Source organism: Bordetella genomosp. 2, assembly GCF_002261345.1.
In the GTDB taxonomy this organism is placed as follows: Bacteria; Pseudomonadota; Gammaproteobacteria; order Burkholderiales; family Burkholderiaceae_B; genus Bordetella_A.
Genome location: NZ_NEVT01000003.1, coordinates 25194 through 40298, shown reverse-complemented (window position 1 = coordinate 40298; position 15105 = coordinate 25194). Strand labels below are relative to the sequence as shown.

Sequence of the window (15105 nt, the reverse complement as noted above, 5' to 3'; positions counted from 1 at the left end):
GGGACGCGCCTGGCGCGCCCCCATACCGAGAACGACGTGCGGGGTCGCGCGTCACACCGAGGTTCGCCGATGAAATCCCCCCTCCTCCGGCGCACGGCCGGCGTGCTGGCTTGCGCCGTGCCCGCCCTGGCCGCCGCCCAGCAAGATCCGGCCGCTGCCGCCGTCCCGCAGCTCGACACCGTCACCGTCACCGCCTCGCGAGTGCCCACCGAGGCGCGCGACCAGCCAGTCCAGGTATCGGTGCTGACCGCGGAGCAGATCCGCACCAGCAGCGCCGTCACGGTGCAGGAACTGCTCTCCGGCCAGGCCGGCATCCACGTCATCAACAGCACCGGCGCGGCCGAGCAGGCGTCGGTCGACATCCGCGGCTTCGGCCTGACGGGCCCGAGCAACACGCTGGTGCTGATCGACGGCGTGCCGCAGAACAACAATGACCTGTCGGCGCCCTCGCTGGGCACCGTGCCGCTGGAGCGCATCGAGCGCATCGAGATCGTGCGCGGCAGCGGCTCCGTGCAATACGGCGGCGGCGCCACCGGCGGCGTCATCAACATCATCACCAAGCGCGGCAATGCTTCCGGCAAGCCCGTCTCGGCCAGCGTGACCGGCACCGTGGGCAGCTACGGCCTGCACCAGCTCGACGCGGCCATCGGCCTGCAGAACCAGCATGTCACCGTGGATGTCTACGGCCAGACGCTGCGCACCGACAACTATCGCGACAACAACCGGGAAAGCCGCGACAGCGGCGGCGTGGGCATCGGCCTGCACCACGACAGCGGCTCGGTGCGCCTGTATGCGCGCACCACGCGCCAGAAGCTGGGGCTGCCCGGCCCGCGCCGGGTCGACCCGGCCACCGGCCTGGACGAATACGAGGACGACCCGCGCGGCACTTCCACCCCCGACGACTTCATCAGGACCCAGACCGACGCCTTCGGCGTGCAGGTCGAGCAGCGGCTGGGCGCCGGCACGCTGTACGCCGACCTGGGCCAGCGCGACAAATCGCTGACCGGCTTCAGCGGCAGCGCCTTCGGCGACACCACGCGCACCCAGGACCTGGACGAGACCACGGGCAGCCTGCGCTACCACCTGCCCGTGGCGCAGCGGCACGCCCTGGTGGTGGGCGTGGACATGCGCGACAGCGACCTGGACGCCACCAATCAATACTCGTTCTCGCCCGTGGGCGACCGCTGGAAAGCGCGGCAGCGCCAGCATGGCGTCTTCGCCGAGGCACAGATCCAGGCCACCGACAGCACCCGCGTGACGCTGGGCGGCCGGCGGCAATACGCGCGCGACCAGCTCGAGACCCTGTCGGGCTTCAGCGGCAATTCCGACGAGACGCGCCACCTGGGCGCCTGGCAGCTGGCGCTGCGCCAGGAAGTGGGCGGCGGCTTCAGCGCCTACGGCAAGGTCGGCCGCAGTTTCCGCCTGGCCAACTCCGACGAGCTGCTGTACGTGGCCACCCCGCTCAAGCCGCAGACCTCCACCGACAAGGAGCTGGGCATCCTGTGGCAATCGGACGCCTCCAGCGCGCGGCTGGCGTGGTTCCGCTACGATCTGAGCAACGAGATCCAGTACAACCCGGTGACGTTCTCCAACACCAACCTGGAGCCGACCCGGCGCCAGGGCGTCGAGCTGGAAGGCCGCCACGCCCTGACGCGCTCGCTGACGCTGGACGCCAATGTGACCTGGCTGCAGGCCGAATTCCGCGCCGGCACCTACGGCGGCGTGGACCTGGCCGGCAAGACGGTGCCGCTGGTGCCCAAGTGGATGGCCAACCTGGGCGCCACCTGGCGGCCCGACGACCGGCTGTTCGTCAGCGTGGCGGCACAGTACGTCGGCAAGGCCCGCATGGACAACGACCAGGCCAATGAATTCGACACCCGCCTCGACGACTACGTGCTGGTCAACGGCAAGATCGGCTATGCCTTCACCGAGCATGTGTCCGGCACCCTGGCGGTCAACAACCTGTTCGATCGCGAGTACGCCACCTATGGCATCCGCTCCGGCAGCACGGGGCCGACCGGCGCGTACAACCTGTACCCGGCGCCCGGCCGCAACGTGCAGGCCGCGCTGACCATCCGCTATTGATACGCATGCGCCCCACCCCCGCACCGCAGTCCGCAGCGGCTGCCTCGATCACCGGCTCGGCCGCCAGGTGTCTGACACCCCAAGGGTGTCAGACACCGAAGTCCGCAGCCGCTGCCTCGATCGCTGGCCGCGTGGCGGGACGGCGGCGCTGGCTGGCGGCGGCGCTGGCCTGCGCCGCGGCTGCCGCGCCGGCGGCGGATGGCCCCATCACCGTGCGCGACGACCAGGGCCGCCACGTGACACTGCAGGCCCCGGCGCGGCGCGCCATCAGCACCGCGCCGCACGCCACCGAGCTGGCCTACGCGGCCGGCGCCGGCGGCTACCTGGCGGGCACCGTGCTCGGCAGCGACTATCCGCCAGAAGCCCGCGCCCTGCCGTCCATCGGCGACAGCCTGCGGCCCGGCCTGGAGCGCGCCGTGGCGCTGCGGCCCGACCTGCTGATCGCCTGGCAGCCCGCCGTGCCGGAGCCGCTGCCCGACCTGATGCGGCGGCTGGGCGTGCCGGTGTACTACAGCGATCCGCGCACACTGGCGGCCATAGCCGACTCGGTGGAAACACTCGGCCGGCTGTTCGGCACCGAGGCCCAGGCCGGGCCCGCCGCGGCCGCCCTGCGCGCCCGCCTGGCGGCGCTGCAGGCGCGCTATGCGGGACGCCAGCCGGTGCGGGTGTTCATCCAGGCCGGCCTGCAACCGCTCTATACCCTCAACGGCGCCAGCATCGTCAGCGATGCGGTGCGCCTGTGCGGCGGCATCAACGTGTTCGCCGACGCGCCCGTGCTGGCCCCGCAAGTGTCGCTGGAAAGCGTGCTGGCGGCGCGGCCGCAGGCCGTGGTGGCCGGCGTGCTCGGGCCCGCCGATGCCGAGGCCAGCCGGCGCGCGTGGCGCGAGCACGGCCTGCCGGCGGCGGCGCCCGGACAGGTGATCAGCCTCGATGCCGACATGCTGTACCGGCCCGGCCCACGCCTGGTGGATGCCGCCGAACAGCTCTGCGCGGCGCTGGACCAGGCGCGGCGCTGACGCCGGCCGCGGGCTTCCCCCGCGCGCGACGCGAAACGCCAAATCCGGAACGGCGCGCCCCGCGCCGGGCGCGGCGATCTGGCATACTGCGCCGTGCCCATGCGCCCGTGCCGTCGGCCGCCGCCGCGTGCTTTATCATGAAGATATCGCCGGCCGCGCCGCGCGCGGCCGGCGCCTCCTCTTATTTGCAAGCACCGCCATGACCTCTCCAGACACCCTGACCATCGCTGGCCGCGAATACCAGTCGCGCCTGCTGGTGGGCACCGGCAAGTACAAAGATTTCGAGCAGACCCGCGCCGCGCTGGACGCCAGCGGCACGCAGATCGTCACGGTCGCCATCCGCCGCACCAATATCGGCCAGAATCCCGGCGAGCCGAGCCTGCTCGACTACGTCCCGCCCGCGCAATTCACCCTGCTGCCCAACACGGCGGGCTGCTATACGGCCGACGACGCCGTGCGCACGCTGCGCCTGGCGCGCGAACTGCTCGACGGCCACGACCTGGTCAAGCTCGAGGTCCTGGGCGACTCGCACACGCTGTTCCCCAACATGCCGGAAACCCTGCGGGCCGCCAAGACGCTGGTCGATGACGGCTTCAAGGTGATGGTCTATTGCACCGACGACCCGATCCAGTGCCGCATGCTGGAAGACCTGGGCGTGGTGGCCGTCATGCCGCTGGCTTCGCTGATCGGCTCGGGCATGGGCATCCTCAACCCGTGGAACCTGCGCCTGATCATCGACCAGGCGCGCGTGCCGGTGCTGGTCGATGCCGGGGTCGGCACCGCCTCCGATGCCGCCATTGCCATGGAACTGGGCTGCGACGGGGTGCTGATGAACACCGCGATCGCCGGCGCGCAGGACCCGATCCTGATGGCCAGCGCCATGAAAAAGGCGGTCGAGGCCGGCCGCGAGGCCTACCGTGCCGGCCGCATGCCGCGCAAGCTGTACAGCGGCGCGCCCAGCTCGCCCACCGAAGGCCTGATCACCGCCGCTCCGGCCGCCGCCCGATGAACGCCCCGCGCCGGGCCGCCAGCGAGCGGCCCATTCCCAATGCGCTGAGCATCGCCGGCGTCGATCCCTCCGGCGGCGCCGGCGTGCTGGCCGACGTCAAGGCCATGAGCGCGCTGGGCGCCTACGGCTGCGCAGTCATCGCCGCGCTGACCGCCCAGAACACCCAGGGCGTCACCGGCATCGCGCCGGTCCCGCCGGCCTTCGTGGGCCAGCAGATCGACACACTGTTCGCCGACGTGCGCATCGACGCGGTCAAGATCGGCATGCTGGGCCAGCAGCCGGTCACGGTCGTGGTGGCCGAGAAGCTGGCCCGCTGGCAGCCGCCGCACGTAGTGCTGGACCCGGTCATGGTGGCCAAGAGCGGCGACCTGCTGCTCGAGCGCGACGCCGTGGGGGCGCTGCGCGAGGCGCTGGTGCCGCAGGCCACCCTGCTGACCCCCAACCTGCCCGAGGCGGGCGTCCTGCTGGGCGAGCGCCCGGTCGAGACCCTCAAGGAAATGCGCCGGGTGGCCGAACGCCTGCGCAACCAGATGACCCACGCCGGGCACCGCTGGGTCATGCTCAAGGGCGGCCACCTGCCGGGCAACGACACCATCGACCTGCTGCACGACGGCGACCGCATGATCGAACTGCCGGGCCAGCGCGTCGAGACCCGCAATACCCACGGCACCGGCTGCACGCTGTCGGCCGCGCTGGCCGCCCTGCTGCCGCAGGCCGCCGACGTGCCGGAAGCGGCGCGCCGCGCCAAGGCCTACCTGGCCGAGGCGCTGCGCCACGCCGACCGTCTGGACGTGGGCTCGGGCCACGGCCCGGCCCATCATTTCCACGCCTGGTGGTAAGCCTGGTCCTATCCGGGGACGCCACCGGGCAGAAATGCTACGAATCAGTACAATGTCCGGTTGGTTCTTCCTGATTTCCTCTTTGCCGTCATGAACGCTTCGACCCTGCCCGATGTAGAAAAAGCCCGTTTCAACATGGTGGAGCAGCAAATCCGCCCCTGGGAGGTGCTCGACCAAAAGGTGCTCGACGCCCTGTTCGCGGTGCGCCGCGAACAATTCGTGCCGCCGGCGATGCGCGCGCTGGCGTTCTCCGACCTGGAAATCCCCCTGGAAATCAACGCCGTCGACACCCGCCAGAACATGCTGGCGCCCAAGGTCGAGGCCCGCCTGGCCCAGGAACTGCAGCTCACCCCCACCGATTGCGTGCTCGAGATCGGCACCGGCTCGGGCTACCAGGCCGCCCTGCTGGCGCACCTGGCCCAGCAGGTCACTTCGGTCGAGATCGACAACCGCCTGGTGGCGTTCGCGCAGCAGAACCTGCAGATGAACAACGTCACCAACGTCAAGATCGAGACCGGCGACGGCCGCAACGGCTGGGGCACCACCGAATACGACGCCATCCTGGTCACCGGCTCGGTGCCCGTCGTGCCCGACGCCCTCAAGTACCAGTTGCGCGTCGGCGGCCGCCTGGTCGTCATCGTGGGCCAGGCCCCCATCATGACCGCCTGTCGCATCACCCGCACCACCGCCGCCAGCTTCGAAACCGTCAATCTGTTCGAAACGGTCGTCAAACCGCTGCGCGGCGCCACGGTGTCGCAGTTCAAGTTCTGACGCCACTGGCATGCGCGCCAGACCACTTGCGGCTACGCTGGTCCTGGCGCTGGGAGCCTGGTGCGCGGCGGCCGCGGTCCAGGCCCAGGACCTGCTGCAGATCTGGCGCGACGCGCTCGCCAACGACCCCACCTACGCCGCCGCGCGCGCGTCCTATCGCGCCTCCATCGAACAACTGCCCCAGGCCCGCGCGGGCCTGCTGCCGGCCGTCAGCGCCGAACTCGGCGGCCGCTACGAAGAAACCCGCGCCACGCGCAGCTTCTCAGCGCGCAGCCGCGACGGCACCCGCGGCACCTGGGACCTGGTCCTGACCCAGCCCCTGTACGACTGGTCGCGCTGGCAGCAGTACGAGCAGGCCAAGCTGGGAGTGGCCGACGCCGAACTGCAGCTGCAGCAGGCCTACCAGGACCTGATCCTGCGCGTCGCCGACGCCTATTTCAATGTGCTGGCCGCCCAGGACACCCTGACCGCCACCGAGGGCGAAAAGGCCGCCGTGGCCGCGCAGCTCGAGTCCGCCAAGCGCAACTTCGAGCTGGGCAACGCCACCATCGCCGACACTTACGAAGCGCAGTCGCGCTACGACCTGGTGGTCGCCCAGGCGCTGCTGCAGGAAAACACCCTGGCCGTGCTGCGCGACCAGCTCGCCAAGATCATCGGCGAGCCGCCCGGCGCCCTGGCCGAGCTGCCGCCCGGCCTGGCGCTGCCGCCGCCCCAGCCGGCCCGCCTGAGCGACTGGGCCACCCAGGCCGAGGCCGCCAGCCTGGAAGTGGCGCGCGCGCAATTGCAGACCCGCATCGCCTCGCGCGACATCCAGGTCGCCCGCAGCGGCCACTACCCCACCCTGAGCCTGCGAGCCACCAGCGGCAACGCCGACGGCAACAACCGCAACAGCGCGGGCGGCCGGGCGGTCGACAGCAGCATCGGGCTGGTGCTGTCCGTGCCGATTTATTCCGGCGGCGGCGTCTCCTCCCAGGTAACGGAAAAAGTCCAGCTCGAACAAAAAGCGCGCAAGGACTACGAAGCGGCGCGCCGGCAGGCGGTGCAGTCGGCGCGCCAGTACTACACCGGCGTGGTGGCCGGGCTGGCGCGCATCCGCGCGCTCGAAGCGGGCGAGAAATCCAGCCGCGCGGCGGTCCAGGCCAACCAGACCGGCTACGAGATCGGAGTGCGGATCAACCTGGACGTGCTCAATGCGCAGCAGCAGCTGTACGCCACCCAGCGCGACCTGGCGCAGGCGCGCTATCGCACCCTGCTCGACGGGCTGCGGCTCAAGGCGGCCGGCGGCATCCTGGCCGAAGCCGACCTGGAAGCCATCAACCGGCTGCTGCGGCTGCCGGATTAACCGCGGATCTTCTTCACCAGGGTCGTCGTGGAGCGCTGGAATTCGAACGGGATGGCCACGGCGCGGCCGCCCCAGCTCTTGACCAGGGCGGTTTCCGGCAGGGTTTCCATGTCGTAGTCGCCGCCCTTGACGATCAGGTCGGGGCGCAGTTCGCCGATGATTTCCACCGGCGTGTCTTCATGGAACATGGTCACCGCGCTGACGCAGCCCAGCGCCGCCAGCAGCGCGGCGCGGTCGTCCTGGCCGTTGAGCGGGCGGTCGGCGCCCTTGCCCAGGCGGCGCACGGAAGCGTCGGTATTGATGGCCACCACCAGCGTGGCGCCCAATTGCGCGGCCTGGTCCAGGTAGGTGGCGTGACCGCGGTGCAGGATGTCGAAGACGCCATTGGTGAACACCAGCGGCCGGGGCAGCTTGCCCTGGGCAATGGCGGCGGCGACGGCGTCGCGGGACAGGATCTTGGATTCGAAGCGGGCGGCGGGCATGTGCCGGATTGTACGTCCCCCGCGCGGCGCGCGGCTTGACACACGCGCGGCGCGGCGGCTACAGTTTGGGAACGATCATTCCAAAATAGCTTTCGCCATGCGCCCCAAGGATTTCGAACCCGACGACGTGGCCGACGCCGCCCTGCAGGTATTCTGGCAGCGGGGCTATGCGGCGACGTCGGTGCAAGACCTGGTCGAGGGCACCGGCCTGGCGCGCAGCAGCCTGTACAACGCCTTCGACAGCAAGCACGGCCTGTACCAGCGCGCCCTGCAGCGCTACCAGGCGTTCACGGCGGCCAATGTCGCCCTGCTGGCCGGGCCTGGCCCCGTCAAGGACCGCATCCGCCAACTGCTGGCGCGCATCGTCGAGGACGAACTCGGCAACCCGCTGCGGCGCGGCTGCATGGCGGTCAATGCGGCGGTCGAACTGGCGGGCCACGACGAGGCGGTGGCGGAACTCACCGGGCAGAATTTCCTGCGCCCGGAGAACGCGCTGGAAGCGGCGCTGCGCGAAGGCCAGCAGAGCGGCGAGATCGCCGCCCGCCAGCCGCCCCGCGCGCTCGCCAGCTTCCTGCTGTGCACCATCCAGGGCCTGCGGGTGCTGGGCAAGGGCAGCGCGCGCCGGCACCGGCGCCAGCGCCTGCACGACATCGTCGAGGTCGCCATGAGCAATCTGTAATGGCCGGCCCGCCGCGCCGTGGGGCGCGTTTCTTTTTGTCAATTCTGGACTGATCAGTTCAAAACCGTGCGGCGCCGTGGCGGCGCGGCGCGTTACATCACAGGAGCATTCTTATGTCGAACGAGCGGACCATCGCCGTGCTGGGCACGGGCATCATCGGCGCGCCGGTGGCGCGCAACCTGCGCAAGCACGGTTTCACGGTGCGCGCCTGGAACCGCACCGCGGCCAAGGCGCAGGCCCTGGCCGCGGATGGCGTGCAGCCCTGCGACACGCCGGCGGAGGCGGTGCGCGACGCCGCCCTGGTGCTGACCGCGCTCAACGACGGCGCGGCGGTGCGCCAGGCCATGCAGGCCGCCGCGCCGGGCCTGGCGCCCGGCGCCGTGTGGCTGCAGCTCAGCACGGTCGGCATCGCCGAGATCGACCAGTTGGCCGCGCAGGCCCGCGACCTGGGCCTGGTGTTCTACGACGCGCCGGTCCTGGGCACCCGCCAGCCCGCCGAGCAAGGCCAGTTGATCATCCTGGCGGCCGGGCCGGCGGACGCGCGCGCAGCCGTCCAGCCGGCGTTCGACGCGATCGGCAAGCGCACCATCTGGGTGTCCGAGCAGAGCGGCGCCAGCAGCCGGCTGAAGCTGGCGCTGAATCACTGGGTCTTCGCGCTGACGCACGGCGTGGCCGAAAGCCTGGCGCTGGCCAAGGGCCTGGGCGTCGACCCGGCGCTGGTAATCGAGGCCGTGAGCGGCGGCCCGCTGGACAACGGCTACTTCCAGGGCAAGTCGGCCGCCATGCTGAGCGGCGACTACACTCCCAGCTTCTCGGTCGCCAACGCGCTGAAGGACTCGCGGCTGATCGTCCAGGCGGCGGCACAGGCCGGCATCACGCTGGACGGCGCCGCCGCCGGCCTGCAACGGTTCCAGCGGGCGCTCGCGGCCGGCCATGCCGACAAGGACATGGCGGCCTCGCACCTGGCCTGAGCCGCGCCGGCATGCGACACGAGGAATGCGCCATGCGAGCCCGCTTCCGCCTGGACTCGGCCGACGCGGTCTCGACCCGCGACGCGCGCCATGCCCACGTGCAAGGCGCGGACGGCCTGCTGGACCTGGACCTGCTGGCGGCCGGCCAGGCCGTCACGGCCGAGGACACCCGGATCGCGCCGCTGCAGGTCTTCGCGGCGGCCTGCGCGGCGGGGTTCCATGCGACGCTGGGCCGCATCGCCGGCGGCGAGTCGGCAGTGCGGGCCGAGGCCGCGCTATATGCCACCGCCGGGCGGCGTTTCGAGCTGGGCGTGGTGCTGCGCGTGAGCCTGCCCGGACGCACGCCGGGCGACGCCCGGGCGCTGGCGGACCAGGCGCGGCGCCAGTGCCCCTACCTGGGGGCGCTGGGGCCGCGGGCGACGGTGCTGCTGGCCGAACCAGGCTGAAGCCGGCGCGGGCTCACGCCCCGGCGGGCACGATCAGTTCCGGCTGCCCCGCGGGCATCACCAGGCTGGCCATTTCCTTGCGGTAGCGGTTGAGATCCTTGACGCTCTCGAAGCTGCGGTCCATCAGCTTGGACAGGATGTGCAGGATGCGGCTGGCCACCTTCTGCTCCCATACGCCGTCGAAGCGGATCTGCGTGTCCAGCCAGTGCTCCAGCCAGCCCGGCTCGGGCAGGCGCGACTGCACCGTGTCGTTCGGGAACAGCGCCTTGTTGACGTGCAGGTTGGTGGGATGCATGGCCTGCGCGGTGCGGCTGGCCGAGGCCATCAGCACGCCGATCTTCGAGAACGCCAGGCGCGCCTGCTCGCTGATGCGCTGGCCGCGATCGTGCAGCGCGCGGCGCATGTACTGCAGGTAGGCGCCGGCGTGCCGCGCCTCGTCGCGCGAGATGGTCTGGTAGATGGCCTTGATGACCGGCTCGGTGTGCCACTCGGCGGCGCGCCGGTACCAGTGGTTGAGCCGGATCTCGCCGCAGAAGTGCAGCATCAGCGTCTCGAGCTCGGGCGCGGGATCGAACTCGAAGCGCACCTTGTGCAGCTCTTCCTCGGTCGGCACCAGGTCGGGGCGGAAGCGGCGCAGGTACTCGATCAGCACCAGCGCGTGCTTCTGCTCTTCGAAGAACCACACCGACATGAATGCGCAGAAGTCGCTGTCTTCGCGGTTGTCGCGCAGGAACATCTCGGTCGCCGGCAATGCCGCCCATTCAGTGATGGCATTCATCTTGATGGTGTACGCCTGCTCGTCCGAGAGCTTGCTGCGGTCGAAGTCGTCCCACGGAATGTCGCTCGCCATGTTCCAGCGCACGGCTTCCATGGTCTTGAAGAGTTCAGGATAAAGCATGGTGTGCCCTTGTTGGTCCCGCATGGGGCTTTGTAAAGAGAAGTGCCGTGCATGCACGGCCCGGACCGCGCGCGTGGTTTGCGCAGGGTTATTTATCGCCGCCCCGTACGAAACTGTCATGACAATTCGGTGACGAATTCATGACAAGCGTGGCGCGACGACAGGAACGCGGCTTCATCAGCGGGTCAGCGCCCACAGAGCCACGCCCACGGCCACCGCCAGCACGGCCGTCAGCGCGGCCAGCAGGCGGTTGCCCTGTTCCTGCGCTCTGCGCAGGCGGGTCATTTCGAGCAGCAGCGCCGGCGCCGGGTCGGGCCGGCTCAGCCGCTCGTGCAGCAGCCTCGGCAGCGCCGGCAGTGTCTGCGACCACTGCGTGGCTTCCTTGGCCAGGGCCTTGCGCAGGCCGTCCAGGCCCATGCGCTGCCGCATCCAGTTTTCCAGATAAGGCTTGGCGGTCTTCCAGAGATCGAGGTTGGGATCGAGCTGGCGGCCCAGGCCCTCGACGTTCAGCAGGGTCTTCTGCAGCAGCACCAGTTGCGGCTGGATCTCGACATTGAAGCGGCGCGAGGTCTGGAACAGCCGCAGCAGGACCTGCCCGAGCGAGATCTCGGCCAGCGGGCGATCGAAATAGGGTTCGCAGACGGCGCGCACGGCGCCTTCGAGCTCTTCTTCGCGCGTATCAGGCGGCACCCAGCCCGACTCGATATGCAGTTGCGCGACGCGCCGGTAGTCGCGGTGGAAGAACGCCAGGAAGTTCTGCGCCAGGTAGTTCTTGTCGAATTCGGACAGCGAGCCGACGATGCCGAAGTCCAGGGCGATATAGCGCCCCAGCGTCTCGGGGCGGTCGGATACATAGATGTTGCCCGGGTGCATGTCGGCATGGAAGAAGCCGTCGGAAAACACCTGGGTGAAGAAGATGTCCACGCCGCTGCGCGCCAGCTTGGGAATGTCGATGCCGGCGGCGCGCAGGCGGTCGACCTGCCCTACCGGGATGCCGTACATGCGCTCCATGGTGAACACCGTGGAGGTCGTGTATTCCCAGATGACTTCGGGCACGATCAGCATGTCGCCGCGCCCCGAGGCCGCGTCGAAATTGCGCCGCAGCTGGCTGCAGTTGGAGGCCTCGCGCACCAGGTCGAGCTCGTCGTGCAGGTAGTTGTCGAACTCGGCCACCACTTCGCGCGGCTTCAGGCGGCGGCCATCGGCGCCGGCCCGCTCGACGATGCCCGCCACGATGCGCAACAAGGCCAGATCGCGCTCGATGGCCTGCCGCATGCCGGGGCGCAGCACCTTGACGGCCACCTCGCGGCCGTCGTGCAGCACGGCGAAATGCACCTGGGCGATCGAGGCCGACGCGACCGGATCGACCTCGAACTGCGCGAACAGCTGCGCGGGAGGCGCGCCCAGCGCCGCCTCGATGCAGGCGGCCGCCTGGGCGGACGGAAACGGCGGCACGCGGTCCTGCAGCAATGCCAGTTCGTCGGCGATATCGGCGGGGATGAGGTCGCGGCGGGTCGACAGCACCTGGCCGAACTTCACGAAGATGGGCCCGAGCGATTCCAGCGCACGGCGCAGCCGCAGGCCGCGCGGCGCGCGCGGCCGCATGCCGAGCCGGATCAGCCAGCGCAGGGCCGAGGCCAGCGGGTGATTCAGGCTGGACAGCACCAGGTCGTCCAGGCCGAACCGGAACGATACATACAGAATGCGGAGTACGCGCAGCAGGCTCGGCATGACGTCAGGCGCCCCGTCGCGCGGCCAGGCTCGCCAGGCGCGCATCCAGGGCCTCGGCGGCGCGCGCCAGCCCGTCGGTGCGCGCGCTCAGTTCGGCCAGGTCCTGGCGCCACTGCCCCAGCAGCGGCGCGCCGGCCAGCACGGGCCGTTCTTCAGAGAGGTACTCGGACAGATTCCGGCCGAGCCGCCCGGCCGCGCCGCGCGCGCCTTCGCCGGCGGCGCGCAGGCCGGCCACCAGCCGCGCGGCGGGGATGTCGCCCACCAGGCGCGCCAGATCGTCCTCGGCATCCCAGCGCAGGTCGGCGGCCAGGTCGGCCACCACCCGCGCCAGGGCAGCGTCGCCCTCGATATGGGTGGCCTCGGCCATGTCGGGCTTGTCCTGGCCGGGCAGCAGGCGCAGCGGGTTGAGCTTGGCCAGGTCGACCGTCAGGGTCACGTCGGGCGCCACGGCGGCGTCGGCCAGGTCGGCATACCCTTCGCTGTCGATCGCCAGCCCTGCGGTGAAGCCGCCCGCGGCGAAGCGCACCGTCTTGCCGGCATGGCGCGCCAGGCGCTCGCGCGCCCAGGCTTCACGCGCCAGCAGCGTGTTCAGCGCGCGCACGGCCAGCCGCGGCGGAGTGGGCAAAATGGAGAAGGGCAGCATCGACGCTTGCCGGACTGGCGCGTGGCAAGCCCGGCCGGAAAAAAGGACAAACCCGGAGTTTACCGGGTTGAGGCGCTTTCACCCTGAAAGCGCAGCGGCGCGCCGCCCGCGCAGCGGGCCGCGCGCCCGGGCTGGCCGGACGCGCAGGGCGCCCGGCGGCCCGTCAGCTGGCGTATTCGACCGGGATCTGCTGGATGCCGGCCAGCAGCCAGCCGCCTTGCTCGGGCTTGAACAGGTTCCAGACTTCCTCGAAGCGGAAGGCCTCGGTGCCCGGCGCCTCGCGCAGCATGCCGGAGAACCGGACGCTGGCCAGGTGGCCGTCGGAGACGGTCTCGATGCCCAGCAGTTCGGCGTTGAGCAGCACCACTTCGGTCTTGTTCGGCGTGGCGCCGCGCTCGGCCAGTTGCTGCTTGAGCTCGGCGATCAGGTCGTCGGTCAGGAACTCGCGCAGGCGGTCGGTGTCGCCGCTGTCCCAGATGGCCTGGATGCGCACGAACTGGTCCTTGGCGTGCTTGAGGAACTCGGTGCTGTTGAAGTCGCCGGGGATGTACCAGTTGTCCTCGGCGCCCGCGGCCGGCAGCGGGGCGGCCGCTGCCGCTGCCGGGGCGGCGGCGGGTGCCGGCGCGGCGGACGGCTGCAGCGCCTCGCGCCAGGCCGGCTGGGATTGCTGCTGGCTGGCCTCGCGGGCCGCGCCGGCGCCATAGGCGCCCTGCGTGGCGTGGCGCGGGCCGGCGCCGCGCAGGCGGCGCACGATGAACAGCACGGCGAACACCACCAGGGCGATCAGCAGCATGCTGGACAGGAATTCGGCGAACGCGCCGGACAGGCCCAGGTGCGACAGCAAGGCGGCGATGCCCAGGCCGGCGGCGATGCCGGCAATGGGGCCCAGCCAGCGCGACATGCCGCTCTTGGCGGCCGTGCCCGCCGCGGCGGTGCCAGCGGCGCCGGCGGCCGGCGCCGCGCTGCGGTTGGTGGTGGTGGCGGCCGGCGGCGTCACGGCCTGGCGCTGCTGGGTGATGTTGGTGGACTGGCGGCCAACGCTGCTGCCCCCGCCCATGCGACGCGCCTCGGCGTCGAAGGACACCGCCAGCATGGCGGTGCCGGCAACGGCGATCAAGGCGGCGGCAAACAGCCGGGTGAATCCGGATCGGGACATGTTGTGTGACTCCTAGAGCGCATGGCGCCGGCCGGCTGGCCGGCGCCGCCGGCCCCCGCGAGGCGCCGGCATTTTTTCTGGTCGGGGTTTTCTTACAAAAAACTGAACACTTGAAGAATAACGGACAAGCCGACGGGCGACAAGTTCCCCGCCGGGTGTCGCGGCGCCCCCGCGGCGGCGCTCAGGCCAGCCGCACGCCCTCGTGCAGGGCGACCACGCCGGCGGTCAGGTTGAAGTACTGCACGCGCTCCAGGCCGGCGGTGCGCATCATGTCCGCCAGGGTGTCCTGGTCGGGGTGCATGCGGATGGACTCGGCCAGGTAGCGGTAGCTGGCTTCGTCGCCGGCCACTTTCTTGCCCAGCCAGGGCAGCACATTGAAGGAATACCAGTCGTAGGCGGGCGCCAGGGGCTTGGCCACCCGGGAGAATTCCAGCACCAGCAGCTTGCCGCCGGGCTTGAGCACCCGGGTCATTTCGGCCAGCGCGCGGTCCTTGTGGGTCATGTTGCGTAGCCCGAAGGCCACGCTGACCCGGTCGAAATGCCCGCTCGGAAAAGGCAGGCGCTCGGCGTCGCAGACCGCCGTGGGCAGCAGCAGCCCGGCATCGGTCAGCCGGTCGCGGCCGACCCGCAGCATGGAATCGTTGATGTCGGTGAGCCAGACCTCGCCCGTCGGCCCGGCGCGGCGCGCGAACGCGCGCGCCAGGTCGCCCGTGCCGCCGGCGATGTCCAGCACCTTCATGCCCGGCCGGATGGCCGCCCGGCCGATGGTGAAGGCCTTCCAGGCGCGATGCAGGCCGCCCGACATCAGGTCGTTCATGACGTCGTAGCGCGAGGCCACCGAATGAAAGACCTCCGCCACCTTGCGGGCCTTCTCGCTTTCAGGGACAGATTGAAAGCCGAAATGGGTGGTGGACGAATCGGAAGAAGAAGCGGGGTTTTGCATGGTCGGATCCCAATATATGGCTCAATGGTAGCCGATCGAGGCAGCGCGGACGTACGGGCGGCGCCTGGGGAAATAGGTGTCAGACACCCCTTGT

At 70.6% G+C, this 15105-nt stretch carries 15 protein-coding genes; 9 read left to right on the top strand and 6 right to left on the bottom strand.

Features of this window, described 5'->3' with window-relative positions; genetic code table 11:
* The first annotated feature begins 69 nt into the window (after positions 1-69).
* From CAL24_RS02260 to CAL24_RS02235, 6 genes are all read left to right on the top strand, one after another.
* Positions 70-2085: a TonB-dependent receptor gene (locus CAL24_RS02260; RefSeq protein WP_094805622.1), complete on the top strand. Its 2016-nt coding sequence runs from the start codon at positions 70-72 to the stop codon at positions 2083-2085.
* 131 nt (positions 2086-2216) lie between these two features.
* Complete coding sequence (locus tag CAL24_RS02255) at positions 2217-3101, top strand: ABC transporter substrate-binding protein (protein ID WP_249278465.1); 885 nt, start codon at positions 2217-2219, stop codon at positions 3099-3101.
* A gap of 199 nt (positions 3102-3300) precedes the next feature.
* Entirely contained in the window at positions 3301-4110 is an 810-nt protein-coding gene (locus CAL24_RS02250; protein WP_028355113.1) for a thiazole synthase, read from the top strand.
* Entirely contained in the window at positions 4107-4949 is an 843-nt protein-coding gene (gene thiD / locus CAL24_RS02245; protein ID WP_028355114.1) for a bifunctional hydroxymethylpyrimidine kinase/phosphomethylpyrimidine kinase, read from the top strand. Before CAL24_RS02250 ends, thiD begins: the two co-directional genes overlap by 4 nt.
* 90 nt (positions 4950-5039) lie before the next feature.
* Entirely contained in the window at positions 5040-5720 is a 681-nt protein-coding gene (locus tag CAL24_RS02240; protein ID WP_094805620.1) for a protein-L-isoaspartate O-methyltransferase family protein, read from the top strand.
* A 10-nt stretch (positions 5721-5730) separates the two neighbouring features.
* The gene (locus CAL24_RS02235) at positions 5731-7062 is read left to right on the top strand and encodes a TolC family outer membrane protein (protein WP_094805619.1); all 1332 of its coding nucleotides are present in this window, start codon (positions 5731-5733) and stop codon (positions 7060-7062) included.
* Here CAL24_RS02235 and rfaE2 read toward each other — a convergent pair.
* Positions 7059-7544 carry a D-glycero-beta-D-manno-heptose 1-phosphate adenylyltransferase gene (gene rfaE2 / locus CAL24_RS02230; RefSeq protein ID WP_028355117.1) on the bottom strand — a complete coding sequence of 162 codons (486 nt, stop codon included), beginning with the start codon at positions 7542-7544 and terminating at the stop codon, positions 7059-7061. The genes CAL24_RS02235 and rfaE2 overlap by 4 nt on opposite strands.
* Before the next feature lie 97 nt (positions 7545-7641).
* On the opposite strand from rfaE2, the gene CAL24_RS02225 reads away from it, so the two are divergent.
* From CAL24_RS02225 to CAL24_RS02215, 3 genes are all read left to right on the top strand, one after another.
* Complete coding sequence (locus tag CAL24_RS02225) at positions 7642-8223, top strand: TetR/AcrR family transcriptional regulator (RefSeq protein ID WP_094805618.1); 582 nt, start codon at positions 7642-7644, stop codon at positions 8221-8223.
* Between the two features lie 107 nt (positions 8224-8330).
* A complete protein-coding gene (locus tag CAL24_RS02220; protein ID WP_419670660.1) occupies positions 8331-9194 on the top strand; it encodes an NAD(P)-dependent oxidoreductase in 864 nt (287 codons plus the stop codon).
* A gap of 32 nt (positions 9195-9226) precedes the next feature.
* Positions 9227-9640 carry an OsmC family protein gene (locus CAL24_RS02215; protein ID WP_094805617.1) on the top strand — a complete coding sequence of 138 codons (414 nt, stop codon included), beginning with the start codon at positions 9227-9229 and terminating at the stop codon, positions 9638-9640.
* A gap of 13 nt (positions 9641-9653) precedes the next feature.
* Here the strand turns inward: CAL24_RS02215 and CAL24_RS02210 are convergent, their stop codons facing one another.
* The 5 genes from CAL24_RS02210 to ubiE form a co-directional block, all read right to left on the bottom strand.
* Positions 9654-10538, bottom strand: a complete 885-nt coding sequence (locus CAL24_RS02210; protein ID WP_028355120.1) for a ferritin — start codon at positions 10536-10538, stop codon at positions 9654-9656.
* A 177-nt stretch (positions 10539-10715) separates the two neighbouring features.
* Complete coding sequence (gene ubiB / locus CAL24_RS02205; protein ID WP_028355121.1) at positions 10716-12269, bottom strand: ubiquinone biosynthesis regulatory protein kinase UbiB; 1554 nt, start codon at positions 12267-12269, stop codon at positions 10716-10718.
* A gap of 4 nt (positions 12270-12273) precedes the next feature.
* Entirely contained in the window at positions 12274-12912 is a 639-nt protein-coding gene (locus tag CAL24_RS02200) for a ubiquinone biosynthesis accessory factor UbiJ (protein ID WP_094805616.1), read from the bottom strand.
* A gap of 163 nt (positions 12913-13075) precedes the next feature.
* Positions 13076-14068 (bottom strand): Tim44 domain-containing protein, encoded by a 993-nt coding sequence (locus CAL24_RS02195; RefSeq protein WP_028355123.1) that lies wholly within the window; start codon positions 14066-14068, stop codon positions 13076-13078.
* Positions 14069-14249: 181 nt separating this feature from the next.
* Positions 14250-15011, bottom strand: a complete 762-nt coding sequence (ubiE, locus tag CAL24_RS02190; protein ID WP_094805615.1) for a bifunctional demethylmenaquinone methyltransferase/2-methoxy-6-polyprenyl-1,4-benzoquinol methylase UbiE — start codon at positions 15009-15011, stop codon at positions 14250-14252.
* Between the last annotated feature and the right edge of the window lie 94 nt (positions 15012-15105).

What these genes read in the sequence shown, in the direction of transcription:
- CAL24_RS02260 (WP_094805622.1), top strand. Translation starts at nt 70, where the DNA reads ATGAAATCCCCCCTCCTCCGGCGCACGGCCGGCGTGCTGGCTTGCGCC.
- CAL24_RS02250 (WP_028355113.1), top strand. Translation starts at nt 3,301, where the DNA reads ATGACCTCTCCAGACACCCTGACCATCGCTGGCCGCGAATACCAGTCG.
- thiD (WP_028355114.1), top strand. Translation starts at nt 4,107, where the DNA reads ATGAACGCCCCGCGCCGGGCCGCCAGCGAGCGGCCCATTCCCAATGCG.
- CAL24_RS02240 (WP_094805620.1), top strand. Translation starts at nt 5,040, where the DNA reads ATGAACGCTTCGACCCTGCCCGATGTAGAAAAAGCCCGTTTCAACATG.
- CAL24_RS02235 (WP_094805619.1), top strand. Translation starts at nt 5,731, where the DNA reads ATGCGCGCCAGACCACTTGCGGCTACGCTGGTCCTGGCGCTGGGAGCC.
- rfaE2 (WP_028355117.1), bottom strand. Translation starts at nt 7,544, where the DNA reads ATGCCCGCCGCCCGCTTCGAATCCAAGATCCTGTCCCGCGACGCCGTC.
- CAL24_RS02225 (WP_094805618.1), top strand. Translation starts at nt 7,642, where the DNA reads ATGCGCCCCAAGGATTTCGAACCCGACGACGTGGCCGACGCCGCCCTG.
- CAL24_RS02215 (WP_094805617.1), top strand. Translation starts at nt 9,227, where the DNA reads ATGCGAGCCCGCTTCCGCCTGGACTCGGCCGACGCGGTCTCGACCCGC.
- CAL24_RS02210 (WP_028355120.1), bottom strand. Translation starts at nt 10,538, where the DNA reads ATGCTTTATCCTGAACTCTTCAAGACCATGGAAGCCGTGCGCTGGAAC.
- ubiB (WP_028355121.1), bottom strand. Translation starts at nt 12,269, where the DNA reads ATGCCGAGCCTGCTGCGCGTACTCCGCATTCTGTATGTATCGTTCCGG.
- CAL24_RS02200 (WP_094805616.1), bottom strand. Translation starts at nt 12,912, where the DNA reads ATGCTGCCCTTCTCCATTTTGCCCACTCCGCCGCGGCTGGCCGTGCGC.
- CAL24_RS02195 (WP_028355123.1), bottom strand. Translation starts at nt 14,068, where the DNA reads ATGTCCCGATCCGGATTCACCCGGCTGTTTGCCGCCGCCTTGATCGCC.
- ubiE (WP_094805615.1), bottom strand. Translation starts at nt 15,011, where the DNA reads ATGCAAAACCCCGCTTCTTCTTCCGATTCGTCCACCACCCATTTCGGC.